This window comes from Cyanobium sp. Lug-B (assembly GCF_024345635.1).
In the GTDB taxonomy this organism is placed as follows: Bacteria; Cyanobacteriota; Cyanobacteriia; order PCC-6307; family Cyanobiaceae; genus Cyanobium; species Cyanobium minutissimum.
Window position 1 is genome coordinate 21,416 of sequence record NZ_JAGQBM010000018.1, and the last position, 22,222, is coordinate 43,637.

At 70.4% G+C, this 22,222-nt stretch carries 27 protein-coding genes; 14 read left to right on the forward strand and 13 right to left on the reverse strand.

Annotation, left to right across the window (positions count from 1 at the left end):
* The 3 genes from KBY81_RS06505 (at nucleotide 1) to KBY81_RS06520 (ending at nucleotide 4,147) form a co-directional block, all read left to right on the forward strand.
* Nucleotides 1-447, forward strand: a complete 447-nt coding sequence (locus KBY81_RS06505) for a universal stress protein (RefSeq protein ID WP_254974024.1) — start codon at nucleotides 1-3, stop codon at nucleotides 445-447.
* Nucleotides 444-3,341, forward strand: a complete 2,898-nt coding sequence (locus KBY81_RS06510; RefSeq protein WP_254976007.1) for a bifunctional acetate--CoA ligase family protein/GNAT family N-acetyltransferase — start codon at nucleotides 444-446, stop codon at nucleotides 3,339-3,341. Before KBY81_RS06505 ends, KBY81_RS06510 begins: the two co-directional genes overlap by 4 nt.
* A 353-nt stretch (nucleotides 3,342-3,694) precedes the next feature.
* Nucleotides 3,695-4,147, forward strand: coding sequence for a hypothetical protein (locus KBY81_RS06520; protein WP_106222689.1), 453 nt, complete (start codon nucleotides 3,695-3,697; stop codon nucleotides 4,145-4,147).
* Nucleotides 4,148-4,156: 9 nt separating this feature from the next.
* On the opposite strand, the gene KBY81_RS06525 is transcribed toward KBY81_RS06520, so the two are convergent.
* Complete coding sequence (locus KBY81_RS06525) at nucleotides 4,157-5,077, reverse strand: hypothetical protein (RefSeq protein ID WP_254976009.1); 921 nt, start codon at nucleotides 5,075-5,077, stop codon at nucleotides 4,157-4,159.
* Nucleotides 5,074-5,541 (reverse strand): hypothetical protein, encoded by a 468-nt coding sequence (locus tag KBY81_RS06530; protein WP_219904454.1) that lies wholly within the window; start codon nucleotides 5,539-5,541, stop codon nucleotides 5,074-5,076. Before KBY81_RS06530 ends, KBY81_RS06525 begins: the two co-directional genes overlap by 4 nt.
* 300 nt (nucleotides 5,542-5,841) lie before the next feature.
* Between KBY81_RS06530 and KBY81_RS06535 the strand changes: the two genes are divergently transcribed.
* Entirely contained in the window at nucleotides 5,842-6,216 is a 375-nt protein-coding gene (locus tag KBY81_RS06535; RefSeq protein ID WP_106222687.1) for a hypothetical protein, read from the forward strand.
* Nucleotides 6,217-6,219: 3 nt separating this feature from the next.
* A complete protein-coding gene (locus tag KBY81_RS06540; protein WP_254976010.1) occupies nucleotides 6,220-7,113 on the forward strand; it encodes a transglutaminase family protein in 894 nt (297 codons plus the stop codon).
* Here KBY81_RS06540 and KBY81_RS06545 read toward each other — a convergent pair.
* The 7 genes from KBY81_RS06545 to KBY81_RS06580 form a co-directional block, all read right to left on the reverse strand.
* Complete coding sequence (locus KBY81_RS06545; protein WP_106222685.1) at nucleotides 7,092-7,304, reverse strand: hypothetical protein; 213 nt, start codon at nucleotides 7,302-7,304, stop codon at nucleotides 7,092-7,094. The genes KBY81_RS06540 and KBY81_RS06545 overlap by 22 nt on opposite strands.
* A gap of 206 nt (nucleotides 7,305-7,510) precedes the next feature.
* Entirely contained in the window at nucleotides 7,511-7,849 is a 339-nt protein-coding gene (locus KBY81_RS06550) for an RNA-binding protein (protein WP_015108480.1), read from the reverse strand.
* A 221-nt stretch (nucleotides 7,850-8,070) separates the two neighbouring features.
* The gene (locus KBY81_RS06555) at nucleotides 8,071-8,397 is read right to left on the reverse strand and encodes a hypothetical protein (protein ID WP_106222684.1); all 327 of its coding nucleotides are present in this window, start codon (nucleotides 8,395-8,397) and stop codon (nucleotides 8,071-8,073) included.
* A 25-nt stretch (nucleotides 8,398-8,422) separates the two neighbouring features.
* Nucleotides 8,423-9,286, reverse strand: a complete 864-nt coding sequence (locus KBY81_RS06560; RefSeq protein WP_254976011.1) for a fatty acid desaturase — start codon at nucleotides 9,284-9,286, stop codon at nucleotides 8,423-8,425.
* A gap of 20 nt (nucleotides 9,287-9,306) precedes the next feature.
* Complete coding sequence (locus tag KBY81_RS06565; RefSeq protein ID WP_106222683.1) at nucleotides 9,307-10,263, reverse strand: orange carotenoid-binding protein; 957 nt, start codon at nucleotides 10,261-10,263, stop codon at nucleotides 9,307-9,309.
* A gap of 191 nt (nucleotides 10,264-10,454) precedes the next feature.
* The gene (locus tag KBY81_RS06570; protein WP_106222682.1) at nucleotides 10,455-11,222 is read right to left on the reverse strand and encodes a phycobilisome rod-core linker polypeptide; all 768 of its coding nucleotides are present in this window, start codon (nucleotides 11,220-11,222) and stop codon (nucleotides 10,455-10,457) included.
* Nucleotides 11,223-11,891: 669 nt separating this feature from the next.
* The gene (locus KBY81_RS06580) at nucleotides 11,892-12,719 is read right to left on the reverse strand and encodes a transglutaminase family protein (protein ID WP_106222680.1); all 828 of its coding nucleotides are present in this window, start codon (nucleotides 12,717-12,719) and stop codon (nucleotides 11,892-11,894) included.
* 294 nt (nucleotides 12,720-13,013) lie between these two features.
* Between KBY81_RS06580 and KBY81_RS06585 the strand changes: the two genes are divergently transcribed.
* From KBY81_RS06585 to KBY81_RS06605, 5 genes are read left to right on the forward strand one after another with little or no spacing between them, the layout of a single operon-like run.
* Nucleotides 13,014-13,310, forward strand: coding sequence for a galactose oxidase (locus KBY81_RS06585; protein WP_254976012.1), 297 nt, complete (start codon nucleotides 13,014-13,016; stop codon nucleotides 13,308-13,310).
* Nucleotides 13,311-13,370: 60 nt separating this feature from the next.
* Nucleotides 13,371-14,369, forward strand: a complete 999-nt coding sequence (locus KBY81_RS06590; protein ID WP_254976013.1) for an ATP-binding cassette domain-containing protein — start codon at nucleotides 13,371-13,373, stop codon at nucleotides 14,367-14,369.
* Nucleotides 14,366-15,196, forward strand: a complete 831-nt coding sequence (locus tag KBY81_RS06595; RefSeq protein WP_106222678.1) for an ABC-2 family transporter protein — start codon at nucleotides 14,366-14,368, stop codon at nucleotides 15,194-15,196. Before KBY81_RS06590 ends, KBY81_RS06595 begins: the two co-directional genes overlap by 4 nt.
* Nucleotides 15,196-15,984 (forward strand): ABC transporter permease, encoded by a 789-nt coding sequence (locus KBY81_RS06600; protein ID WP_254976014.1) that lies wholly within the window; start codon nucleotides 15,196-15,198, stop codon nucleotides 15,982-15,984. The genes KBY81_RS06595 and KBY81_RS06600 overlap by 1 nt, the downstream gene beginning before the upstream one ends.
* Nucleotides 15,985-16,860, forward strand: coding sequence for a PfkB family carbohydrate kinase (locus KBY81_RS06605; RefSeq protein WP_254976015.1), 876 nt, complete (start codon nucleotides 15,985-15,987; stop codon nucleotides 16,858-16,860). It begins immediately after the preceding gene.
* Here KBY81_RS06605 and KBY81_RS06610 read toward each other — a convergent pair.
* Nucleotides 16,847-17,239 carry a VOC family protein gene (locus KBY81_RS06610; protein WP_106222675.1) on the reverse strand — a complete coding sequence of 131 codons (393 nt, stop codon included), beginning with the start codon at nucleotides 17,237-17,239 and terminating at the stop codon, nucleotides 16,847-16,849. The two genes, KBY81_RS06605 and KBY81_RS06610, sit on opposite strands and share 14 nt — an antisense overlap.
* A gap of 54 nt (nucleotides 17,240-17,293) precedes the next feature.
* Between KBY81_RS06610 and KBY81_RS06615 the strand changes: the two genes are divergently transcribed.
* From KBY81_RS06615 to KBY81_RS06625, 3 genes are all read left to right on the forward strand, one after another.
* On the forward strand, nucleotides 17,294-17,947 hold the full coding sequence (locus KBY81_RS06615; protein ID WP_254976016.1) for a methyltransferase domain-containing protein: 654 nt from the start codon (nucleotides 17,294-17,296) through the stop codon (nucleotides 17,945-17,947).
* A 9-nt stretch (nucleotides 17,948-17,956) separates the two neighbouring features.
* Nucleotides 17,957-18,550: a pyridoxamine 5'-phosphate oxidase gene (locus KBY81_RS06620; RefSeq protein WP_254974047.1), complete on the forward strand. Its 594-nt coding sequence runs from the start codon at nucleotides 17,957-17,959 to the stop codon at nucleotides 18,548-18,550.
* A gap of 109 nt (nucleotides 18,551-18,659) precedes the next feature.
* Nucleotides 18,660-18,872, forward strand: coding sequence for a hypothetical protein (locus KBY81_RS06625; RefSeq protein WP_254976017.1), 213 nt, complete (start codon nucleotides 18,660-18,662; stop codon nucleotides 18,870-18,872).
* A 9-nt stretch (nucleotides 18,873-18,881) separates the two neighbouring features.
* On the opposite strand, the gene KBY81_RS06630 is transcribed toward KBY81_RS06625, so the two are convergent.
* The 3 genes from KBY81_RS06630 to KBY81_RS06640 form a co-directional block, all read right to left on the reverse strand.
* Nucleotides 18,882-19,679 (reverse strand): hypothetical protein, encoded by a 798-nt coding sequence (locus KBY81_RS06630; protein ID WP_254976018.1) that lies wholly within the window; start codon nucleotides 19,677-19,679, stop codon nucleotides 18,882-18,884.
* Nucleotides 19,680-19,763: 84 nt separating this feature from the next.
* On the reverse strand, nucleotides 19,764-19,907 hold the full coding sequence (locus KBY81_RS06635; protein ID WP_015108497.1) for a chlorophyll a/b-binding protein: 144 nt from the start codon (nucleotides 19,905-19,907) through the stop codon (nucleotides 19,764-19,766).
* Between the two features lie 61 nt (nucleotides 19,908-19,968).
* Nucleotides 19,969-20,241, reverse strand: coding sequence for a hypothetical protein (locus KBY81_RS06640; RefSeq protein ID WP_106222670.1), 273 nt, complete (start codon nucleotides 20,239-20,241; stop codon nucleotides 19,969-19,971).
* Nucleotides 20,242-20,601: 360 nt separating this feature from the next.
* Between KBY81_RS06640 and KBY81_RS06645 the strand changes: the two genes are divergently transcribed.
* Complete coding sequence (locus tag KBY81_RS06645) at nucleotides 20,602-22,197, forward strand: FAD-binding domain-containing protein (RefSeq protein ID WP_254976019.1); 1,596 nt, start codon at nucleotides 20,602-20,604, stop codon at nucleotides 22,195-22,197.
* The last annotated feature ends 25 nt before the right edge of the window (nucleotides 22,198-22,222 follow it).

Sequence of the window (22,222 nt, forward strand, 5' to 3'; positions counted from 1 at the left end):
ATGCCCTACAGCCACCTCCTGGTTCCCAGCGACGGCTCCGAGCTCTCGATGCAGGCCGTGCGCCATGCCGTGGCCCTGGCCGCGGCCCTGGGGGCCCGCATCACCTTCTTCCATGCCCAGGCCAGCGTGCCGGTGCAGGTGGTGGGGCTCGGCGAGATGCTCGATGCCACCACGATGGAGGCCCTGATGAGTGCCAGCCGCAAGGACGTGGAGCGGATCCTGGAGGAGTCCCTGGCGGTGGCGAAGCAGGCCGGCGTCAGCGCCACCGGCGAGAAGGTGATGAGCGACCTGCCCCACCAGGCCATCGTCGAGGCCGCCACCCGGCTGGGATGTGATCTGATCCTGATGGCCTCCCACGGCCGCCGCGGCCTGGTGGGGATGCTGATCGGCAGCGAGACCCAGCGGGTGCTGGTCCAGTCCCCCTGTCCGGTCCTGGTGTACCGATGAGCGCTCTCGCCTCCGCGGGAGGCGACGGCGCCTCCGATCGGGCCTACGACATCCTGCGCTCCCAGCACCAGCCGCTGGCGGCGCTCTTTTCCCCCCGCAGCGTGGCGGTGATCGGCGCCTCCGACCGGCCGGGCAGCGTCGGCCGGGGGGTGCTGTGGAACCTGATCAGCCATCCCTTCGGCGGCACCGTCTACCCCGTCAACCCGAAGCGTTCCAGTGTGCTGGGGATCCGGGCCTACGCCACGGTGGCGGAGGTGCCCGAGGCGGTGGATCTGGCGGTGATCGCCACCCCGGCCGCCACGGTGCCGGCCCTGATCGAGGCCTGTGCGGCGGCGGGGGTGAAGGGGGTGATCGTGCTCTCCGCGGGCTTCCGCGAGATCGGCGCCGCCGGCATCGCCCTGGAGGCCCGCATCCGCGATGGTCTGCGCCGCTCCGGCATGCGGCTGGTGGGCCCCAACTGCCTGGGGCTGATGAATCCCCGCACCGGCCTCAACGCCACCTTCGCCGGCACCTTCGCCCGCCCCGGCCATGTGGGCTTCCTGAGCCAGTCGGGGGCGATCTGCACCGCGGTCCTCGACTGGAGCCTGCAGGAGAACGTGGGCTTCAGCGCCTTCGTCTCGATGGGCTCGATGCTCGATGTGGACTGGGGGGATCTGATCACCTACCTGGGGGACGACCCCCAGACCCACAGCATCGTCATCTACATGGAGTCGATCGGGGATCCCCGCTCGTTCCTCTCGGCGGCGCGGGAGGTAGCCCTCACCAAGCCGATCGTGGTGATCAAGGCCGGGCGCACGGCGGAGGCGGCCCAGGCGGCGGCCTCCCACACCGGCGCCCTGACCGGCAGCGACGCCGTGCTCGATGCCGCCTTCCGGCGCTGCGGCGTGCTGCGGGTGGACAGCATCGCCGACCTCTTCGACCTGGCCGAGGTGCTCTCCAAGCAGCGCCGCCGTCCCCTGGGGCCGCGGCTGACGATCCTCACCAATGCCGGCGGCCCGGGCGTGCTCGCCACCGACGCCCTGGTGCGCCACGGGGGCGCCCTGGCCAGGCTCCCGGAGGCGACCCTGACGGCCCTCGATGCCGTGCTGCCGGAGCACTGGAGCCGGGCCAACCCGATCGACATCCTCGGGGACGCCGATCCGGAGCGCTACGGGCGGGCCATCCGCCTGGCCCTGGAGAACCCCGACAGCGACGGGCTGCTGGTGGTGCTCACCCCCCAGGCCATGACCGACCCGACCGCCACGGCCGAACGGCTGGTGGCCCTGGCGGCCACGACCACCAAGCCCCTGCTGGCCAGCTGGATGGGGGGCCGGGACGTGGAGCCGGGGGAGCGCCTGCTCAATGCCGCCGGCATCGCCACCTACCGCTACCCGGACGCGGCCGTACGGCTGTTCGATGCCATGTGGCGCTACAGCGACAACCTGCGCGCCCTCTACGAAACGCCGGCCCTGGTGCCGGAAATGGAGCCGGCCGCCACCACGGACGCCGCGGTGGCGGCCGGTGCCGACGAGCCCCACGTCGACCGCCGGCGGGTGGAGGAGCTGCTGGGCGCTGTGCAGGCCGAAGGGCGCACCCTGCTCAACGAATGGGAAGCCAAGCAGGTGCTGACGGCCTACGGCATTCCCACGCTCCCCACCCACATGGCCCTCAGCGCCGAGGCGGCCAGCGCCGCCGCCGAGGCCATGGGCTACCCGGTGGTGGTGAAGCTGCTCTCCGCGGAGCTCACCCACAAGAGTGACGTCGGCGGGGTGCAGCTGAACCTGCCCGACGGGGAGGCGGTGGCCCGGGCCTACCGGACCATGGAGCGCGCGATCGTCGCCCGGCACGGGGCGAGCGCCTTCGGCGGGGTGACCGTCCAGCCGATGCTGGACCTGACCGGAACCTACGAACTGATCGTCGGCAGCAGCATCGATCCCCAGTTCGGACCGGTGATCCTGTTCGGCACCGGCGGCCTGCTGGTGGAGGTGTTCCAGGACAGTGCCGTGGCCCTGCCGCCGCTGAACACCACCCTGGCCCGGCGGCTGATGGAGCGCACCCGGATCTATGCGGCGCTGCAGGGGGTGCGCGGACGACCGCCGGTGGATCTGGCGGCGCTCGAACGGCTGCTGGTGCGCCTGAGCCGGCTGGTGCTGGAGCACCCCGCCATCCTCGAACTCGACATCAATCCGCTGCGGGTGGCGCCGGGGGGCGGGGACGGCGCCCTGGTGGCCCTCGACGCCCGCGTGCTGCTGCAGGCCTCCTCCGGAGCCAGCTGCTTCACCCCCAGGCCGGCGATCCGGCCCTACCCCAGCGCCTACGTCCGCGACTGGCGCCTGCCCGACGGCTCCCCGGTGACGCTGCGGCCGATCCGGCCGGAGGACGAACCCCTGGTGGTGGCGTTCCATCGCACCCTCTCGGAGCAGAGCGTCTACTTCCGCTACTTCCATCTGATGACCCTGGGCCACCGGATCGCCCACGAGCGGCTCACCCGCATCTGCTTCACCGACTACGACCGGGAGATGGCCCTGGTGGCGGAGCGGGCGGGGGAGAACGGGGCGGCGGCCGAGCTGCTGGGGGTGGGCCGGCTCAGCCGGATCCACGACGAGAACGCGGCCGAGTTCGCCATGCTGATCGCCGATCCGTGGCAGCGGCAGGGGCTGGGCACGGCCCTGCTGGGTCTGCTGCTGGAGATCGGCCGATCCGAGGGGCTCGAGCGCATCAGCGCCGAGATCCTGCACGAGAACCGGGGCATGCAGCACGTGTGCCAGAAGCTGGGCTTCCAGCTCCGGCCCACGGCCGAGTGCGTGCACGCCGAGATCAGCCTCCTGGAGCCGGCCGCCGTTGCGCCGGAACGCACCGGGACGGTGCCGCCAGCCGGTGCAGCTGCCAGGCCCGCTGCAGATCCACCCGCGTGACGTGGTAACCCAGCCGGCGGGCGGCCAGGATCAGCTCCGGGCAGGAGCGGCAATGGCGCAACCCGCGGCGGATCACCTCATCCGTCTCGGCCTCATCGACGAGGCGCTCCAGTTCGCTCCAGCTCATCGGGTTCTCCCACCCTCCCGTTCACGCTGGCAACGGCGGAGCGATCCGGCCAGGGGTCGTCAAACAAGCGATGCACTGGCCCCCGCCAGCGGGGCAGAGGCCATGGCTGGGGCCGGAGTCGCATCCTGTCGGACATCGGCCGCCAGCCGTTCATGGATCGGTCACATCGCTTCGCTTGATTGATGTCAGCCCCACCTCAGGGGTCGCTCCTCACAACGCGAACACCATGAACACCGTCCTTCGCCAGGCGTCCCGCCGCGTCGCGGGCCTGCTGGGCACCACCGGCGTCCTGGCCCTTCTCGCCGCTCCCCTGGAGGCCTGGGCCGGTCCCTGGGGCCCGTCCGGCGCCACCCGTCAGGTCGACAGCCGCCGCGTTCCCTACCCCGTGCCGACCCTCCCCAGCCCCTCCTCCTACGGCGACGGCTACGGCGGCGGCTACCGGGCCGACTATGACGTCGACCGCTACCGGGCCAACCTGCCGGTGGCCCCCGACTACATCCAGGCCCAGACGGCCCAGCGCTGCAACGTGGGTCGGCTGGTGGGCGGCATCATCGGCGGTGGCCTGGGCTACGCGGCCTCCCGCCAGGACGGCCGCACCTGGGCCGTGCCGCTCGGGGCCCTGCTGGGTCAGCAGATGGGCTGCAGCATCGGCTCCCAGCGGGCTCCCCTGCCCTGGTGAGCCCCCGGCTCAGGAAGCGGTTCCGAAGGCCACCTGACAGGCGGCATTGAGGAGTTCCGCTTCCTGGGCATTGCCCGGCACCTGGCCGTTCAGCAGCCCCGACTGACAGTCGGCCGACAGCTGGTAGACGCTGCCGTTGGCGCTGACATCAAAGGCCACCGTGCTGGTGCCTGTCGGCTGGACCGTGCCGAACAGCAGCTGGTACTGGGTGTTGGGCACCACGATCACGGTCTGGTTGCTGGCCACCGCCGCATCCACCGCGCTGTTGATGATCGAAGCCGTCGCCAGGGCACCCACCCCCCAGGCGGCGGCGCTGGCCCCCCACCAGCCCCAGGACGGGGTGGCCCAGCCGCCGTACCAGCCGTGGTTCCAGGGCCGGGCCACGCCCCAGCCCGGACGGGCCCAGCCGGGCCGCACGCCGATGGCGTTGACGTTGACGTTGACGTTGACGGCACGGTTCCAGTTGCGGTTGACGTTGACGCTGCGGTTGATGTTCCGGTTGACGTTGACGTTCCGGTTCAGGTTGGCGTTGACGTTGCGGTTGAGCGTTCCGGTTCCGGCGGGCCTGTTGAGGCCCGGGTTGCCGACCACGCCGCCGGGGCGCGCCGCAGGACGATTCAACGAGGGGCCGCCCAGGCCACCGCCGGCGACGCCGCTGCTCCAGCCTCCGGCGGGCCGGGTGACGCCCCGGTTGAGACCTCCGGCCCCGCCGGATCCCTGGAAGCCGCTGCGGCCCAGGGATCCGCCACCACCGGCCCGGCCGAGACCACCGCCGCCGCCACCCCCAAGCCTGGCGCCGCCGCCACCGCCGCCGCCGCGGGCGATCAACTCACCGCCGTGGGGGGAGGAAAGCTCCAGGGCCAGGCCAGCCCCGACCGGGGAGGCGATCACACCGGCCACCAACAGGGCGAATCCGCTGAGGTTCTTCATTTCAGCAACAGGGCGCAGGCGTCGTCGTAACAGCTGGCGTCCACCCGGCCGTCAGCGCCGAAATGCACCATCACCAGATCACGGCCCTGGAGGCGGGTGTTGGCGCGATCCTGCCGGACGCTGTTGAGGTAATTGGGGTTGACCACGCAGAGGTCCTGGCCGTTGAAGCAGACCGTGTTGGTGGAGAAACGGGCCGAGGCCCCCCGCAGGGGCCGCCAGCTGCGGGCGTCGTGGGCCCAGATCGCCATGGTCACCGGCTCCGAGGTGATGCGGACCGTTTCGACGCCGGTGCCGATGCGATGGCGGTAGAGGGTGGCGCCGCCGCTGTCCACCGCCTCCACGGTGCAGGGCACAGGGGCCGCGCCCTTCAGCGCGCACTGGGTCGCCAGGGTGTAGAGCACCGTGGCGGAGGGATCCTGCTGGGCCAGGCTCGCCGGCGCCACAGCCAGCAGCCCTGCGGCCATCAGGCCGGCCGCAGGGCTGACCCCCGCCGGGATCGGGCACCGGGCTCGGCGGCCTGTGGGGTGGGCGCTGGGGCGAAGGGGGTTCCGGCGGAGAGGCATGGGACGGGCGGGCAGCGGCAGGCGCCGATGGCTGGGTAGCGATGAACACATCGTGGCCATGGGGGGTCCGGGCTGGCAACCATCGAAGGCCGGCCGATGCCTGGCGGATCCCTGATCGATGCCTGGCCGATGCCTGATCGATGGTCGCTGCTCCCTAGGCCCGACCTCGCTAGCGTTGAAGCAGCCACAGACAACCCATCGATGGCCGTTCTCAACCGCTGCGCGATCGCGGTGGCCCCCCGGCAGCCGATGGTGGACTGGACCCGGCCCTTCTGGACCCGGGAGGACATGGAAGGGCTGGGGGAGGACCACAGCCTCTACCTGATCCCCACCTACGACAGCGAGCTCGAGGCCCAGGACCGGCTGCTCGACAGCTACGGGGACATCTTCGCCGCCGAGCTTGACCTCTGGTGCCGCGACCGCAGCCGCTGGCCCCACCCCCGCAGCCTGGAACTCTTCGAGGCCTGGTTTTCCGTGCGCTTCTTCCCCCTCGTCGAGGACCTGGACACGGAACCGCTGCACACCTACGTCATCGATGACGACCTCCAGGACGTCCTGCGCGAGGCCATGGGCTGAGCGATGTTCTTCCGCATCCACCACCGTCTCAGCTACACCTACGAGCGGCCCGTCTTCCTGGAGCCGATGGCCCTGCGGCTCACCCCCCGGCAGGACGGCAGCCAGAGGATCCTTGAGCACCACTTGCGGCTGGAGGAGGCTCCAGCGGGCCTGAGCCGGGTGCTGGAGCCCGATGGCACCGACGCGATGGTGGCCTGGTTCCAGCAGGAGCGCGACCAGCTCACGATCACGGTGGACATGCTGGTGGAGACCCTGCGCTGCAACCCCTTCGACTGGATCGTCACCCACCGAGGGGCCCAGCAGCTGCCGGTGACCTACCCGGAGGTGGAGGCCCGCTCCCTGGCGGGCTGCCTGCAGGATCGGACCGACTCCAGCGTGCGCGACTGGGCCCAGGCCATCGCCGACGGTGTCGACGGGTCGGCCACCGCCTTCCTCAGCGCCCTCGCCGATGGGATCCACCACGGGTTTCACCATGTCGGCCGGCTGGAAGGGGAACCCACCGATGCGGCCGAGACGCTGCGCACGCGCACGGGAGCCTGCCGGGACACCGCCATGCTCTTCGTGGCGGCCTGCCGCAGCCAGGGACTGGCGGCCCGGTTCGTGAGCGGCTACTCGATGCACCATCCCCCCGAGGTGAGCGAGCACGAACTGCACGCCTGGGCGGAGGTCTATCTGCCCGGAGGCGGGTGGAGGGGCTTCGACCCCAGCCTGGGCCTGGCGGTGGCCGACGGCCACGTCATCCTGGCTGCCGCGCCCGATCATCACCTGGCGGCGCCGGTCAGCGGTCGCTACCGGGGCACCGGTGTGGGCTCCAGCCTGGCCTACCTGATCCGCCTGCAGGCCGCCGAGGAGCTCGGGGAGCTGGGGGTTCCGCCTCAGCCGATGATCCCGAGCTGAAGCCAGCAGCCGGCGGGCGCCAGCTTCTCGACCACCACCGGGGCCCGGTGGGTGAGCACCAGGTTGTGGGCGTACCGCTCAGCCTCGTCGCGGTGGTCGAAGGTGGGGCCGGTCACCTCGCTGGGCACGGTGGTCTCGTTCTGGTCAGCGGGTCGGACCCGGTAACGGCCGCGAGGGCTTGCATCACTCATGCGCCCAATCTGCTCCCCGACCACCCCAAGCGGCCCCAGCAGCAGAGTGTCTTTCGATCCGTGCCGGACTCCCCACACGGGGCGCCGGCGGCGGGCGGGGGGACCAACGGGCCGGGAACCACCCCGGAAAACAGAAAACCGCCCCCGGAGAACCGGGAGCGGTGAAAAGAAGGCCCCCCGCAAGGGGCCGATCAGCCGGGAATGACTCAGTAGCGGCTGCGGCCACCGCCGCCGCCATAGCCGCCACCACCACCGCCGTAACCGCCGCCGCCGCCGGAGCGACCACCGCCACCGCCGCCGCCGGTGCGGGGCTCGGCCTTGTTCACCCGGATGCTGCGGCCCATCCACTCGACATCCTGGAGGTCATCGATGGCCTTGGTCTCGTCGGCGTCGTTGGTCATCTCGACGAACGCAAAACCGCGCTTACGACCCGTGTCGCGATCGAGGGGCAGGGTGCACTGGCGAAGTTCGCCGTACTGAGCGAAAAGATTCTTCACGTCTTCCACTTCGGCGTCGAAGGAAAGATTTCCGATGTAAATGGTCATGAACCTGAAAAAAACTATGAACCGATCCTTCGACAGCCCTTTTCGAAAGTGATGAGCTCGCTGGAGAGAAATCTTGGAATCTTCCTTACCCTACAGCCCCTGCGGCCCCCAACCCCGGGGGGCCCGGGTCGGGGGAACCGTCTGGAAAGGCGGGCACCGGCCCCAGGGCGCCGGTGACTGGGATCCCGCCCGGGGGGTGCAGCAGATCTGCAGCGTCCCCCTCACATGCGGGACATCGCCGTGATCTTGTTGAGCTTGTCCCGCTCGAGTCCTTCCAGTTCCTCGACCTGCAGCAGGCCATCCTTCACCAGGCTGGCAAAGACGAACAGCAGGCCAGGGAGGCGGAAATCAAAACGTCCTTCGATCTCATGGCGCTGAATGCTGAGGAAGTCATGCAGTTTCCAGCAGTCCTCCACGGTATCCATGCGGTCGGCATGGTCCTGGACGGCCCGGATGATGCCGATGGCGGCTCTGGAGTGGGCCTTGTCGAAGGCGCGGCGTGCCACCTGCTGCTCCTGATCCGTCCACTCCAGCACCGCACTCACCATGGGTCTCAACAGCTGAATTTGGACCTTAACGCCCGGGCCGGAGCGCCCGCGAGCCGTCAACTGGGCCAGGACCCAGCCCATCACCCTGGTCATCAGGGTGGCCACGACCTGGGCCGTGACGGCCGGACAGCCGCTGCCGCAATTCCGGCAGTCGGAACCAGGGCACCGTCGGGTGGGCATGGTGCTCCCGGTGGTACCCGAAGTGGTAACAGGCCAGCAGTGAAAGCAGGTGGGGGTACCCCAGCGTGCGAACGGCATGGCGGCCGTCCGCAGTGAATCCCCCACTGCGATGGGGAAGATAGGTGCCGAACAGAAACAGCTGGAACGAACTGAGAACCAGCGGCAGCACCCAGAAGGTGGGGACCGCCAGCGCCCGTCCCGGTTCCAGCAGCATCAGGCCTCCGCCCACGGCCAGCCAGCTGGCCAGCAGCAGCACCAGCTGCCCCAGACACAGGTAGTTGCCCATGAACCGTGCGTACCAGCGCAGGGCCCCATCCCCGCTGGATCGACGGAAGTCGGGGTCGCGGCGGCTGCCGGGGACCCGGTGATGGCGCAGATGCTGGCGGCGGCAGCGGCCATAGGGAAGGCCGGCGTAGAGGAGCAGAGCCAGCCGGCCCAGTCCATCATTCAGCTGGGAACTGCCGGGCACCAGGGTGCGATGCATCGCATCGTGGCCAAGGATGAACAGGCCCGTCTGCAGGTACGTGCGCAGGGCAATGGTCAGCGCGAGCGTCAACGGCGTCCAGCCCGCGGGATCGGCCAGCAGGGCCAGCACCAGGGTGGCGAGCCAGGCCGCGAAGATGCCGGTGCCGAGCAGCAGACCCTTACCTCCCCCTGCCAGAGAAACCGGAGAGGCCATCGCCTCCCCGGTCACGGGACCCGCCGGCATGGGGAGGGTGGATGGACGGCTCAGCGGGCGAACTTGAGCAGTTCGGCGGGGGAGGCCAGCAGGTCGATCGCCACGAAGTAGATCTTGTTCTCGGGATCGAGCAGGAAACGCCAGGCCACGTTCATGCCGACGCCGGCCCCGAACCAGGGGGTCTGCACCTTTCCGGTCACCTTGATCTGGGTGAAACCGCCATCGGAGGGCTCGCTCACGCCGGTTTCGGGCAGCAGCTTGAGGTTCTGGCAGTCCTCGCGGAAGAAGCGCAGGATGGCGTCGGTGCCGACGATGGGCCGCTGGAAGGGGGGCTGCAGGGCGCCATCGGGGAGGAACAGCTGGATCAGCTGGTCGAAGTCGTTGGCATTCAGCAGATCCATATAGGAGAGGATCGTGGCGTTGTCGACGCCGGCGATCGAGACCTTGGTGCGCTGCTCGGGCGCCGTCGGGAGCACGATCGGCTCGGCGATGCGCTCGCTGCCGTCCACCTTGCTGGGGTCGAAGCCCATGTCGACGACGAAGTTGCGCAGCACGGTGATCTGCTGCCCTGCGTCGATGCCCTTGAGGGAGGACAGAACCGCAGCGGCATTGGCGGAGAGCTGATAGCCCTCGGGGATGGGGGCGACGATGCCCTCCTCCATCCACTCACCCAGGCGGTACCAGAAGCCGAGCTTGATGTTGACCGACCAGATGGCGTAGGTGCGGCAGATCTCGGTGTCCGAGCGGTTGGCCAGGTCGACCATCACCTGGCTCTGCTCGGCGAAGGTCATCGCCTTGATCCGGTTGAGCACCGGCTCGGCGAACTGCATGCGGGCCGCGCCGGGGGCGGCGATGGTGATGGTCTTGCCCATCTCGAGATAGGCGAACCAGATCAGGGCCAGCTGGTCCTCGGCGCTCAGGAGGCTGAAGCGGGCGGTGAGGGCCGGCACCACATCGGCCGAAAGGGTGTCCGGAAAGATCTGGGTCGCTTTTTCGAGCGTGAACATGACAGGCACCTCCGGAAGGTCAAGAAATCTTTACAAATCCTAATGCATGGCGGTGGCGGCGAGGGCGCCGCCACCGCCTGACGTCAAGGGAAGCACGATTTTGTGTCCGTCAGCACAGCAAGACAGACACCCATCCCCATCACCGTGCTGCGGAGCGGAACGCTCCGCGGATCCCTGACGGCGGGCGACGCTCAGGGCGCCCCGGTGCTGAGCATGGCGGCCGCCGTCCAGAGCACCAGCCCGGTGATGGCGAAGCCACCGGCGGTGACCAGACCCTGCCAGATCTGGCGGGCCAGGGGCGAGGGCTGCTCCCCGAGCCAGGCGGGACGGGGCGTGCCGGGGGACCAGGGGCTGGAGCCGCGGGGGGCCCTGCTGGCGATGACGTCACGCCAGCGGCCGTCGTAGCGGGGCGCCTGCTGGTTGAAGGGGCGCTCCCCCTGGGCCCGCCCGGGCAGCACCCGCGAGCGCTGGTAGGGAACGGTGTCGTACCCGAAGGCTTCGAGATACTCGGGCGAATCGAGCAGGGCATCGACCAGGGCCACGAGCCCGTGCTCGGCGATCAGAATCGAATAGCGGATCCGTTCCTGGTCGCCATACACCGGCCGCCCCAGCACCCGGCCCACCAGTTGTTCAACCAGGCGATAGTTGCTGTTGCATTCATAGAAACCTTCGCGGAATCGCCGGGACAGCAGCAGACCACGGATGAAATCCCTCATGGTGATCTGTCCGCTGCGCAGCTGGGATTCCAGCACCACTTCACGATCCACCTTGAAGGCGTGAAAGAAGATCTGGCGGTAGGCCTGCTCGATCTGGACGTCGAGGCTGAGGCGATCTCCGGAGGCCTTGCGGGTCTCCAGGGTGGCGACGGCCTGGCGGGGGGATTCCTCACTGGCGATCGCGAAACTCGGCACCCTGGCATTGAGGCTCGAGGGTCGGGCGGCGAGCAGAGGAAGGGCCATGGAGGGAGTCAGGGTGAATGACCCGGAAAGATAACCGTGAACAAAAGTGGCCTTGGGCGACCGGCCGGATCCCTCACACAGCTTTACTTTTCGGGGTCGCCAAAGGGGACCCCTGCAGGGGTGCAGGGCGCTCGGTGGGCTCGCAGTCCAGCCTCAGGACCCGCTCGAGGGTCTGGTTGCGATAGTTTCTGAGACAGTACTTGCAACCTCCGGTGGTCTGGAGATGGCGTTCCGGTGTGATCACAATCTCCCGGACAGGATGCTCCAGACAACGTATCTTGACTGGGCTGCGATAGCTCTTGTAGTTGATCTGCGAATAATCATATTTCCCGCCGAATCGAGACAGGGCTCGCTCCAGAAACGTGGCTTCATCGATCCGTAAACCCATTGGTTTATCCGCGGGAGTCAGGGAGAAAAACCCAAGGCTGAAGTGGTCAGGCTGAACTGGGGCACCAACCCCGACCCCATGGGCGGGCCCCAGGGGCTGCGGGGGGCAGAAGGCGGACCCGGCCGCCTGGTGTCAGGGGTTGCGATCAGGAACCGTTCGACGGGCTCGATGGCGCCTGAGCTCAGGGCGATTCTGCCCCCGAAGCCCACCAGGCTGGCGCAGCGCATGAATTCTCCACACTTCGCCGGCGCCCGGGCCCGGCCGGATCGGCGCCGCCGCGGTCAGGGGCGGGGCGACTCGGGGCCGGCCAGCTCCTCGGTGATGACGCGGAAGCCGGTGAGCTGGTGGTCGCCGAAGGAGCGCAGGAAGGGCACATCCGCCGCATCCCGACCCCGGGCGATCAGCACCCGCCCGATGCGGGGCCGGTTATGGCGAGGGTCGAAGACATGCCAGCGATCCTCGAGGAACGCCTCGAACCAGGCCGAGTAGTCCACCGGTTCGGGCAGGGGCGCCGTGCCCGTGTAACCCAGGTAGCCGGTGCAGTAGCGGGCGGGGATGTTGAGGCAGCGGCAGAGGCTGATGGCCAGATGGGCGAAATCGCGGCAGACGCCGCGCCCCTCCCGCAGGGCGTCGTGGGCGGTCTTGTCGCTGCGGGCGGCGCCGTAGTCAAAGCGGAGCTGCTCGTGCACCCAGTCGCAGATGGCCTGCACCCGCGACCAGCCAGGCCGGACCCCACCGAAGCGTCCCCAGGCGACCTGGGCGAGGCGATCGGTGTCGCAGTAACGGCTGGGGTTGAGGTAGGGGTAGGTCACGATCGGCAGGGCCCCCACAGGGCACTCCCCCACTTCCGGCGCCACCGGATCGGGCAGGCCGGGGTCGGCCACCACCACTTCGAATCCCAGGGTGGTGCTGCCCGTGGAGGCCACGAAGCGGCAGGCCCGGTTGCCGTCGGCATCGGTGAGCACCTCGGCGATCCGGTCGGGGCTCAGCCGCAGCCGCTCGGGACCGCGCCGGTCGTCCAGGCGACTGCCATGGGGGTGGACCAGGGCCAGCACCGGCGTCGGCGCCCAGCAGGAGAGGGTCAGTTCGCAACCGAGCCGGATCAGCATGGAAAGGGCATGGCGAACGGGGGCGGCCCCAGCGGTCGATTGTCGCCCCCCGGGCGGGGTTCCGTGGCGGCACTCCGCGCCGGGATCCGTGGCCCGGATCGGTGCGGTGGCCGTGGCGACGTCGCCGGGGAGGGAACGGCAGCGGAACGGCGGCGGCAGCGCGGGGGAACTGCAGCGCCACGGCGGCGGCCAGCGCCGCAGCCCCTCGACAGCCGCTCCCCCGTGGCGGCACTGGCCGCGGCGCTGGCCTCCAGGACCGATTCCTGCTAGTACGGATGTACTTTTTCCGCGGCCATGGCCTCCTTCCCAGTCCCCGCTCCAGATCCCGCACCGCACCACGCACCGCACCCCGCTTCGCACCGCGACGCCTGGCCCTATCTGGGGCCCGAGCAGCTGCTCCCCAGCCGCAGCCGGCACGTCTGCCTCACCTGCCAGTGGTTCCGTCACCACGCCGGCGCCGACGACGTCCCCCTGCTGAGCTGCCAGTGGCATCAGGCCCTGATCTGCCACGGCGACCATCTCACCCAGCGCTGTCCGAGCTGGCTCGAGCCCCGGCAGCGAAGCTCCGGCTGGTGCCCGGAGGCCGCCTGAGGTCATCCTCCGGAGGAGGCGGGGCCCTCATTAGGGTGAGCCCTGCCCGATCCCGTCCGCATGGCCCCCGACCGCATGGCCATCGTCCGCGCGCAGGGCCTCGGCAAGACCTACCGGGTGGCCGACAAGCAACCCGGACTGGCCGGCACCCTGCGTCACTTCGTGAATCGCCGCGAGCGCCTGATCGCGGCCGTGCAGGACGTGAGCTTCTCGATCGAGCCGGGGGAGTTCGTCGGTTTCCTGGGGGCCAACGGCGCCGGCAAGACCACCACCCTCAAGATGCTCACGGGGTTGATCCACCCCACCAGCGGCACGGTGGAGGTGGCGGGCTGCCAGCCCCACCGCCGCGAGGCGGCGTTTCTCGGTCAGATCACCCTGGTGATGGGCCAGAAGCAGCAGCTGATCTGGGATCTGCCGCCGCTCGATTCCCTGCGGGTCAACGCGGCCGTCTACGGCATCCCTCCGGCGGAAAGCCGCCGCCGCATCGCCGAGCTGGCGGAGATGCTCGAACTGGGGGACGAACTGCGCCGGCCGGTACGCAAGCTCTCCCTCGGCCAGCGGATGAAGGCGGAGCTGCTGGCGGCCCTGCTGCACCGCCCCTCGGTGCTGTTCCTGGATGAACCCACCCTGGGGCTGGATGTGAACGCCCAGGCCCGGGTGCGCACCTTTCTGGCCGACTACAACCGCCGCTTCGGCGCCACCGTGCTGCTCACCAGCCACTACATGGCCGACATCACCGCCCTGTGTCCCCGGGTGCTGCTGATCCACGAGGGCCGCCTCTTCTACGACGGCAGCCTCGAGACGCTCACCCAGCGGCTGGCGCCCTGCCGGGAGGTGCGCCTGGAGCTGCATGCACCCATGGGGGCCGAGGCCTTCGCCAGCTACGGCGAGGTCGAGGCCATCGAGGGCCGGGAGGTGCGGCTGCTGATCCCGCGGGAGCGGCTCACCGAGCAGGTGGGTCGCCTGCTGGCCGACCTGGCCGTGGTCGACCTGTCGGTGTCCGACCCACCGATCGAGGACATCATCGGCCGGCTGTTCCATCAGGGGGCCCTGGCATGAGCGGGGTCCCTGGCCTGCGCCGCCCCCTGCGCCAGCGGCTGGGCCACGCCCGCCGCATCGCCGCCGTGCTGCTCTCCAGCCAGTACGCCTACATGCTCGAGTACCGGGCCGAGATCGTGCTGTGGGCGCTCTCGGGGGTGCTGCCGTTCATCATGCTGGGCCTGTGGAGCGCCGTGGATGCCGGCGGCGGGCTGGGGATGAGCTCCCTGCAGCTGGCCCGCTACTTCCTGTCGGCGTTCGTGGTGCGCCAGTTCACGATCGTGTGGGTGATGTACACCTTCGAGGAGGACAACCTCAACGGCCGCCTGTCCCCGTATCTGCTCCAGCCCCTGCCCCTGGTGTGGCGCTACGTGGCCGCCCACCTCTCGGAGCAGGCCACCCGGCTCCCCTTCGTGGCGCTGCTGGTGGGACTGTTCTTCCTGCTCTATCCCGCCGCCTTCTGGTGGCCCTCGCTGCCATCGCTGCTGCTGACGCTGCTGGCCACCCTGGCGGCCTTCGCCCTGCGCTTCCTGATGCAGTTCACCCTGACGATGGTGTGCTTCTGGAGCGAGAAGGCCAGCGCCCTGGAGCGCCTCCTCTATCTGCCCTACCTCTATCTCTCCGGCCTGGTGGCCCCCCTGGCCCTCTATCCCGAGGGGGTGCGCAACTTCGCCTTCTGGACCCCCTTTCCGTACATGGTGGATGTGCCCGCCAGGATCCTGGCCGGTGAAACCGTGCCGGTGCTCCAGAGTTTCGCGGCCATGGCCGCCTGGGCCGCCCTGCTGCTGCCGATCAACCTGCTGCTGTGGCGGCGGGGCCTGCGCCACTATTCGGCCATGGGGGCGTGATGGGCCGCTATCTCACCACCCTGCGGGTGTTCTGGATCGCCTCGCTGACGGCCGAGCTGGAGTACCAGGCCAATTTCCTGATCGAGCTGGCGGCCACGGCCGGCAATCTCGTGGGCAGCATCTTCGTGCTGTCGCTGTTCTACGGGCGCGGTCAGTCCCTGGGGGGCTGGAGCTGGGAGGGGGCCCTGGTGGTGCTGGGGGTCTACACCCTGCTGGAGGGGATCACCAGCACCCTGCTGCAGCCGAATCTCAGCACGATCGTGGCCCACGTGCGCACGGGCAGCCTGGATTTCGTCCTGCTCAAGCCGATCGACAGCCAGTTCTGGCTCTCGGCCCGCACCTTCTCCCCCTGGGGGCTGCCCGGCATCGCCCTGGGGGCCGGCCTGATCGGCTACGCCGCCTGGAAGGCCGGCGCCACCCCGGCGCCCCTCACCCTGCTGGGGGCGGCCCTGATGCTGGTGGCCAGCCTGATGATCCTGTACAGCCTCTGGTTCGTGCTGGCGGCCAGCAGCATCTGGTTCGTGAAGATCTGGAACGCCACCGAAGTGCTGCGCAGCGTGCTGGTGGCGGGCCGCTTTCCGGTGAGCGCCTTCCCGGCCGGCCTGCGGGCCTTCTTCACCTTCATCGTGCCGGTGGCCTTCCTCACCACCGTGCCGGCGGAGGCGATCCTGGGGCGGGCCTCCGGCCCCTGGCTGCTGGCCGGTGGCGCGGTGGCCATCGCCTCGGTGGTGGTGAGCCGCCGCTTCTGGCAGTTCGCCCTGCGCTTCTACACCTCCGCCTCCAGCTGAATGGAGCCCCTCGTCCCCCTGCCACTGGAGGAACTGCCGGCGCTTCCCCCGCTGGCCCTGGCGGTGGTGGGCCACGTGGAGATGGTGAGCTTCATCGGCGTGGACCATCTGCCGGCGGCCGGCGAGATCCTGCATGCCGAGGATTTCTGTGAGCTGCCCGCCGGTGGCGGTGCCGTGGTGGCCGTGCAGATGGCCCGGCTCACGGGAGCGCGGGTTCCTTTCTTCACCGCCCTGGGCGAGGACGCCCTAGGGCGCCGGGCCGCCGAGGAGCTCGAGGCCCTGGGACTGGAGCTGCACATCGCCTGGCGGGCGGCCCCGACCCGGCGGGGCCTCACCTTCATCGACGCCGCCGGCGAGCGCACGATCACGGTGATCGGCGAGCGGCTGATGCCCACCGCCGCCGATGGACTGCCCTGGGACCGGCTGGCTCAGACCGACGGCGTCTTCGTCACCGCCACCGATGCCGGCGGCCTGCGGCTGGCGCGGCGGGCCCGGGTGCTGGCCGCGACGCCGCGCGTGCGGCTGGCGGCCCCGCGGCAGGCGGGTGTGACCCGCGACGCCCTGATCGGCAGCGCCACCGACCCCGGCGAGGCCTACCGGCCCGAGGATCTCGATCCGCCGCCACGGCTGCGCATCGGCACCGAGGCCGAGCGGGGCGGGGTGCTGGTTCCCGGCGGCCGCTACGCCGCCGTGCCGCGCCAAGGCCCCGTGCTGGATGCCTACGGCGCCGGTGACAGCTTCGCCGCCGGCGTCACCACCGCCCTCGCCGCCGGCTGGGACCTGCGGCAGGCGATCAGCCTCGGCGCCCACTGCGGGGCGGCCTGCCTTGATGGCCGCGGGCCCTACGCCAGCCAGCTGCGGCTCAGCCGCCGCTGACCAGCAGCAGCAGGCGGTTGCCCTCGGGGTCGGTCAGCCAGGCCTCGGCCCCGAAGGGTTCCTGCCGAGGCGGCTCCACCGGCACCGCCCCCAGGGCCAGCACCACGGCGAGCCAGTCGTGGAGCACCTGCAGGGGAGGGGCCTCACCCGCCAGGCGGGAGAAACAGAGGGCCAGCCGGCCTTCGGCGCGGGGGCGGGGACGCTGCCGAGAGGGGGCGTAGATCTCCAGATGGCCCCCTCCCGGCCAGGGCAGACGCCAGTGGCTGGAGCTGAAGCCCCTCAGGGGGTCCGTCCCCAGCAGGGCGCCATAGAAGGCGGCCAGCCGCTCGGGGTCATCGGCGGCCAGCACCAGGAAGGGCGCCGGGGCGGGGGGCGTCATGACGGAAGCAGCCGGGGCTCGCCACCATGGCAGCAGAACGGATCCCCGGTGGCCATGGCGGTGCAGGTGCTGAACGAGGCGGAGCGGCGCAAGCTGGACAGCTCCGATGACACCCTCTTCTATGCCGAACCCCGCTTCGTGCAGCACCTCGATGGTGCCTTCCGCCGCCGGCTGACGGCGCTCTACCGGGAGCGGATCCCCCCCTGCGCGGTGGTGCTGGATCTGATGAGCAGCTGGGTGAGTCACCTGCCGGAGGACATCACCTATGAAGAGGTGATCGGCCATGGCCTCAACGGGGCCGAACTGGCGGCGAACCCGCGACTGGATCGGTACTGGTTGCAGAACCTCAACCAGGACCAGCACCTGCCCCTGGCGGACGCCAGCGTCGATGCGGTGCTGATGGTGGCGGGCTGGCAGTACCTGCAGCGGCCCGAGCCGGTGGCGGCCGAACTGCTGCGGGTGGTGCGCCCCGGCGGCCAGGTGATCGTGGCCTTCTCGAACCGGATGTTCTTCCAGAAGGCCCCCCAGATCTGGACCGACGGCAGTGACCGGGACCATCTGGCCTATGTGAGCCGGGTGCTGCAGGCCCAGGGCTGGCCGGCACCGCAGCTGATCGCCGAGCCGACCCGGGCCGAGGGGCCCATGGGCTGGCTGGGGGGGCAGGGGGATCCCTTCTTCGCCGTGGTGGCGGAAAAACCGACGCCATAGGTCCTGCCGATGTCCGAATCCCTCCCGTCACCGAAACCAGTGGAGCCGCTGCCCCCCTGGCGAGCGCTGCTGCGCGGCGCCCTGGAGCGGCAGGGCCGCTCCCCCCAGGCCCGCTGGCTGCAGCTGGCGTCCGTGGCGGCGGACGGCACCCCGCGGGTGCGCACCCTGGTGTTCCGCTGCTGGGCCGGCGCGGCCTGCCTCGACCTGCTCACCGACCGTCGCAGCGCCAAGAGTGGCGAGCTCGCCGGCACCGCCCCTGTGGAGCTTTGCTGGCTGCTGCCCAGGGCCCGCAGCCAGTTCCGTCTGCGGGGCCAGCGGCTGCCGCTCGATGGCGACGAGGAGCAACGGGCCCTGACCTTCCACTGGCAGGCCCTCACCCCCCGGGGCCGGGCCCTGTGGGGCTGGCCGGCGCCGGGGGAACCCCTCCAGAGCGTGGGCCCGTTCCCGCGGGAACTGGGGGAGGACACCCCGCGTCCGGAGCACTTCGAGCTGCTGCGGGTGCGGCTGCAGCGGGTGGAGCTGCTGGAACTGAGCGGTCACCCGCACCGGCGCCGCCACTGGCGGGCCGACGACGGCTGGCAGGAGGAGTGGCTCAATCCCTGAACTGGTTCCCTGAATCGCGTCCTTGAGCTGAGCCCGGGAGCTTGCCCCGCCGCCGCGGCAGCCACAGTTAACAGATCGTTACATTATTGTGGGGGAAAGCGAGCGACCCATGCTGGATGCCCTGTTTCCCATCGTTTACATGGTGAGCTTCGCGGTGATCGCCGGCGGGGCCTTCGCCCTGATGACCCAGAACCTGCGCAGCGCCGCCTCCACCCCCTCGCCACGGCAGCGCCACCCGGAAGCACCGGCCCAGGGCCAGGAGGTGCTCTACGTCGACCTCAGCCGAGAGCGGCTCGAGAAGCTCTACGAGCAGGCCGGCTGAGGCCGCCGCTCAGGTCGGGAAAACAGTGATGTTCGCCATCTCCCGGTAGGTGTCATCGGCCATGGCATCCACCCGGAACGCGGTCCAGGTGGCGAAGGGTTCCGGATCACTGGCGGCCACCGGCCATTCGATGCGCCGCTTCTGATACGTGAGCCCCACACAGGTCAGGGCCTGGTCGTCAGCCATCAGGGACCAGAGCAGCTGCAGGTCGCTGCGCTGATAGGAGACCGGCCCCTCCTGCAGGCAGGAATCGGCGGGGTAGCCAGGGGAGAGCTCGAGGGCGCGTTGATTTTCCCAGCAGAGATAGTCGCCGTTCTCCGTGGGATAGAACCAGCAGGTCTCGTTGTCCGCTTCCCTCAGGGAGAACTGGTCGAGACAGCGGACCGACGCGATCGCCAGGCCCTCGGCCGGATGGCCTCCGTTCGGCGGCCGCACCGGGCCGCTGAGTTCGTAGGCGCCAAGCCAGAGGGCGCGGGGCTCGAGGTGGGGCACCACCGCATCGCAGATCAGCCGCCGCGCCGGAACCGGATCTGCAGGCGGAACCGGATCTGCAGGCGGGACCACCGGCTCCTCGGGGCAGGGGGAGGGGCGCAGGGGCTCGAAGGGGTCGGCCCCACTGACGTTGGCCTGGCCGGCGCTCACCAGGTCGTCCAGGTTGAGGGATGTCTCGCCGGGCACCCGGAACATGCGCAGGGCAATGCCGCTGCGGACGCCGAGACGCTGGGCCGCCAGCAGGTCCTCCCAGGCGGCGCCGTCACCGGGAAGGCCTCCCTCGGGAGCCAGTACGAAGACGAGAGCGTGCGCCATGGGGAAGCGGGGGGAACGCCGCAGACATCAAAGCCCGGATGGCAGAACCACCCGGGCCGATGCGGACGAAGGCAGGAGCCGGACTCAGCCGAGGCCGATCTGGGCAAGGATGCCCTGGCCGGTGAGGATTTCGGTGCCGAGGCCGATCACGAAGCCGAGCATGGCGAGGCGGCCATTCCAGGTTTCAGCGAAGGCGACGAAGCCGAAGCGGGTGGTGGAGTCAGACATGGGTGGGTTCGTTGCGAAACTTGAAGGGAGTGTAAACGATCGTGAAGCGTTGTGACTGTCGTCAACGATGCCGTCGGCGACCCAGGGGCTCGATCCACTCCTCCAGCACCCCGGCGGCCGGGGCCGGCGAGGCGATGGCTTCGGAGGCGTCGGCCGTGGGGGCCAGGCGACAGCCCAGCTGGATGTCCCCCTGGTCAAGCAGGCGGCCCAGCCGCAGGGCCGTGGCCTCCTCCAGCCGGGAGAAGCGGTCCTGGCCGTGGGTGAGCCAGGAGAGCTCGGCGGGGGTGATGACACCAGTGGACAGGGATTCGAGGTAGAGCTCGCCGACCGTCATGGCTGATGTAACGGAACGTGAAGATTGTGGCGCGGCTTCCGGGCAACCGCGGACCGCGGCGGAACGCGCCAGAGGCTGCGGCTGGAGGGCCGCTCACGGCCGACACAACACAAGCTTTACAATTCTTAAGACGTTCATCGAGGGCGGGTCTGGCTGACCTGTCCTCTTTTTTGGCGCGCTGCCCGGGTGGCCGCACCAGGATGGGGGGGCAGTCGGCGGCCGGGCGGATGGAGACGGAAACGGTGCTGCCCCTGGCCGGGGCGGCGGTGCTGATCGTGATGGTGGTGGTGGGCGTGGTGGTGGTGGTGCTGCGGCCCAGCGACCTGCCGAAACGCTGAAACGGACTCCTGGGCTGTGGTGATGGCGCTTCAGGTGGTCTGGTTCAAGCGCGATCTGCGCCTCGCCGACCACCGCCCCCTGGTGGAAGCGGCCCGGCGCGGACCGGTGCTGCCCCTCTACGTGGTCGAACCGGAGCTGTGGCGCCAACCGGACAGCTCGGGCCGCCAGTGGAGCTTCTGCCGGGAGGCGCTGGAGGAGCTGCGGCAGGCGCTGGCCGAACGGGGGCAGCCGCTGGTGGTGCGGGTCGGCGAGGTGGTGGCCGTGCTGGAGGCCGCCCACCGTCGCCTTGGTATCGCCGGCCTCTGGAGCCACCAGGAGACCGGCAACCTCTGGACCTATGCCCGGGACCGGCGGGTGGCCGCCTGGGCCCGCGAACGGGGGATCCCCTGGCAGGAGGTGGCCAGCTTCGGGGTGACCCGGGGACGACGGGATCGCCGCGGCTGGGCCCGGGACTGGGAGCGGCGCATGGCCGAACCGCTGCTGGAGGCGCCCGTCGCCCTGCCACCCCTGGCGGGGATCGCCCCCCGGGAGCTGCCCAGCGCCGCCGATCTGGGCCTGGCGGCGGACCCCTGTCCGGCCCGGCAGCGGGGTGGTCGGCGGGCCGGCCTTGAGCTGCTGGATGGCTTTCTTCGCCAGCGGGGCCGGAGCTACCACCTCCGGCTCTCCAGTCCCCTGACGGCCTTCGAGGGCTGCTCGCGGCTCTCGCCCCACCTGGCCTGGGGCACCCTGTCGATGGGGGAGGTGACCCAGGCCACCCGGGCCCGACGGGCGGCCCTGGGGACGGTGCCGGCCGAGGTCGCCGCGGGCTGGCCCCGGGCCCTGGACGCCTTCCTGTCACGCCTGCACTGGCACTGCCACTTCATCCAGAAGCTGGAGAGCGAGCCAACGATCGAGGTCCTGGAGCTCCACCCCGCCACCCGCCACCTGCGCGTCACCGACCCCGGGCGGCTGGCGGCCTGGAGCGAGGGGCGCACCGGGGTGCCGTTCGTGGATGCCTGCATGCGCGCCCTGCGGGCCAGCGGCTGGATCAACTTCCGCATGCGGGCGATGCTGCTGTCGTTCGCCAGCCATCACCTCTGGATCGACTGGCGCGACAGCGGCCTGCACCTGGCCCGCCAGTTCGTGGACTACGAACCCGGCATCCACTGGAGCCAGTGCCAGATGCAGAGCGGCACCACGGGCATCAACACGATCCGGATCTACAACCCCATCAAGCAGGGCCGCGACCACGACCCCGAGGGTGCGTTTCTGGGGCGCTGGCTGCCGGAACTGGCCGGGGTGCCCGCGATCTGGCGCCACGAGCCATGGCGGATGGATCCGGCCACCCAGGCCGCCAGCGGCTGCCGCATCGGCCTCGACTACCCGGCCCCGATCGTGGAGGTGGCCGCCGCCGCCCGGGAGGCCCGGGAACGGCTCTGGGGCCTGCGCCGCCAGCCCGGCTTCGGCGACGCCGCCGATGCGATCCAGGAACGGCACGGCTCGCGCCGCTCGGGCCTACCCCCCTCCGGCAGGGGGAGAAGCGGCGGCAGCCGTCGCCGGCAGCCGCCGGTGGCCGAGGGCCAGCTCAGCCTGGACCTGGGCCTGGACCTGGAGGGTGCTTCACGTTCCTTTACCTGAATCGCCAGAATCTTCTTAAATCTCC

Coding starts and splice junctions, on each gene's coding strand:
- KBY81_RS06505 (WP_254974024.1), top strand. CDS start 1: ATGCCCTACAGCCACCTCCTGGTTCCCAGCGACGGCTCCGAGCTCTCG.
- KBY81_RS06510 (WP_254976007.1), top strand. CDS start 444: ATGAGCGCTCTCGCCTCCGCGGGAGGCGACGGCGCCTCCGATCGGGCC.
- KBY81_RS06520 (WP_106222689.1), top strand. CDS start 3,695: ATGAACACCGTCCTTCGCCAGGCGTCCCGCCGCGTCGCGGGCCTGCTG.
- KBY81_RS06525 (WP_254976009.1), bottom strand. CDS start 5,077: ATGAAGAACCTCAGCGGATTCGCCCTGTTGGTGGCCGGTGTGATCGCC.
- KBY81_RS06530 (WP_219904454.1), bottom strand. CDS start 5,541: ATGGCCGCAGGGCTGCTGGCTGTGGCGCCGGCGAGCCTGGCCCAGCAG.
- KBY81_RS06535 (WP_106222687.1), top strand. CDS start 5,842: ATGGCCGTTCTCAACCGCTGCGCGATCGCGGTGGCCCCCCGGCAGCCG.
- KBY81_RS06540 (WP_254976010.1), top strand. CDS start 6,220: ATGTTCTTCCGCATCCACCACCGTCTCAGCTACACCTACGAGCGGCCC.
- KBY81_RS06545 (WP_106222685.1), bottom strand. CDS start 7,304: ATGAGTGATGCAAGCCCTCGCGGCCGTTACCGGGTCCGACCCGCTGAC.
- KBY81_RS06550 (WP_015108480.1), bottom strand. CDS start 7,849: ATGACCATTTACATCGGAAATCTTTCCTTCGACGCCGAAGTGGAAGAC.
- KBY81_RS06555 (WP_106222684.1), bottom strand. CDS start 8,397: ATGGTGAGTGCGGTGCTGGAGTGGACGGATCAGGAGCAGCAGGTGGCA.
- KBY81_RS06560 (WP_254976011.1), bottom strand. CDS start 9,286: ATGCCGGCGGGTCCCGTGACCGGGGAGGCGATGGCCTCTCCGGTTTCT.
- KBY81_RS06565 (WP_106222683.1), bottom strand. CDS start 10,263: ATGTTCACGCTCGAAAAAGCGACCCAGATCTTTCCGGACACCCTTTCG.
- KBY81_RS06570 (WP_106222682.1), bottom strand. CDS start 11,222: ATGGCCCTTCCTCTGCTCGCCGCCCGACCCTCGAGCCTCAATGCCAGG.
- KBY81_RS06580 (WP_106222680.1), bottom strand. CDS start 12,719: ATGCTGATCCGGCTCGGTTGCGAACTGACCCTCTCCTGCTGGGCGCCG.
- KBY81_RS06585 (WP_254976012.1), top strand. CDS start 13,014: ATGGCCTCCTTCCCAGTCCCCGCTCCAGATCCCGCACCGCACCACGCA.
- KBY81_RS06590 (WP_254976013.1), top strand. CDS start 13,371: ATGGCCCCCGACCGCATGGCCATCGTCCGCGCGCAGGGCCTCGGCAAG.
- KBY81_RS06595 (WP_106222678.1), top strand. CDS start 14,366: ATGAGCGGGGTCCCTGGCCTGCGCCGCCCCCTGCGCCAGCGGCTGGGC.
- KBY81_RS06600 (WP_254976014.1), top strand. CDS start 15,196: ATGGGCCGCTATCTCACCACCCTGCGGGTGTTCTGGATCGCCTCGCTG.
- KBY81_RS06605 (WP_254976015.1), top strand. CDS start 15,985: ATGGAGCCCCTCGTCCCCCTGCCACTGGAGGAACTGCCGGCGCTTCCC.
- KBY81_RS06610 (WP_106222675.1), bottom strand. CDS start 17,239: ATGACGCCCCCCGCCCCGGCGCCCTTCCTGGTGCTGGCCGCCGATGAC.
- KBY81_RS06615 (WP_254976016.1), top strand. CDS start 17,294: ATGGCGGTGCAGGTGCTGAACGAGGCGGAGCGGCGCAAGCTGGACAGC.
- KBY81_RS06620 (WP_254974047.1), top strand. CDS start 17,957: ATGTCCGAATCCCTCCCGTCACCGAAACCAGTGGAGCCGCTGCCCCCC.
- KBY81_RS06625 (WP_254976017.1), top strand. CDS start 18,660: ATGCTGGATGCCCTGTTTCCCATCGTTTACATGGTGAGCTTCGCGGTG.
- KBY81_RS06630 (WP_254976018.1), bottom strand. CDS start 19,679: ATGGCGCACGCTCTCGTCTTCGTACTGGCTCCCGAGGGAGGCCTTCCC.
- KBY81_RS06635 (WP_015108497.1), bottom strand. CDS start 19,907: ATGTCTGACTCCACCACCCGCTTCGGCTTCGTCGCCTTCGCTGAAACC.
- KBY81_RS06640 (WP_106222670.1), bottom strand. CDS start 20,241: ATGACGGTCGGCGAGCTCTACCTCGAATCCCTGTCCACTGGTGTCATC.
- KBY81_RS06645 (WP_254976019.1), top strand. CDS start 20,602: ATGGCGCTTCAGGTGGTCTGGTTCAAGCGCGATCTGCGCCTCGCCGAC.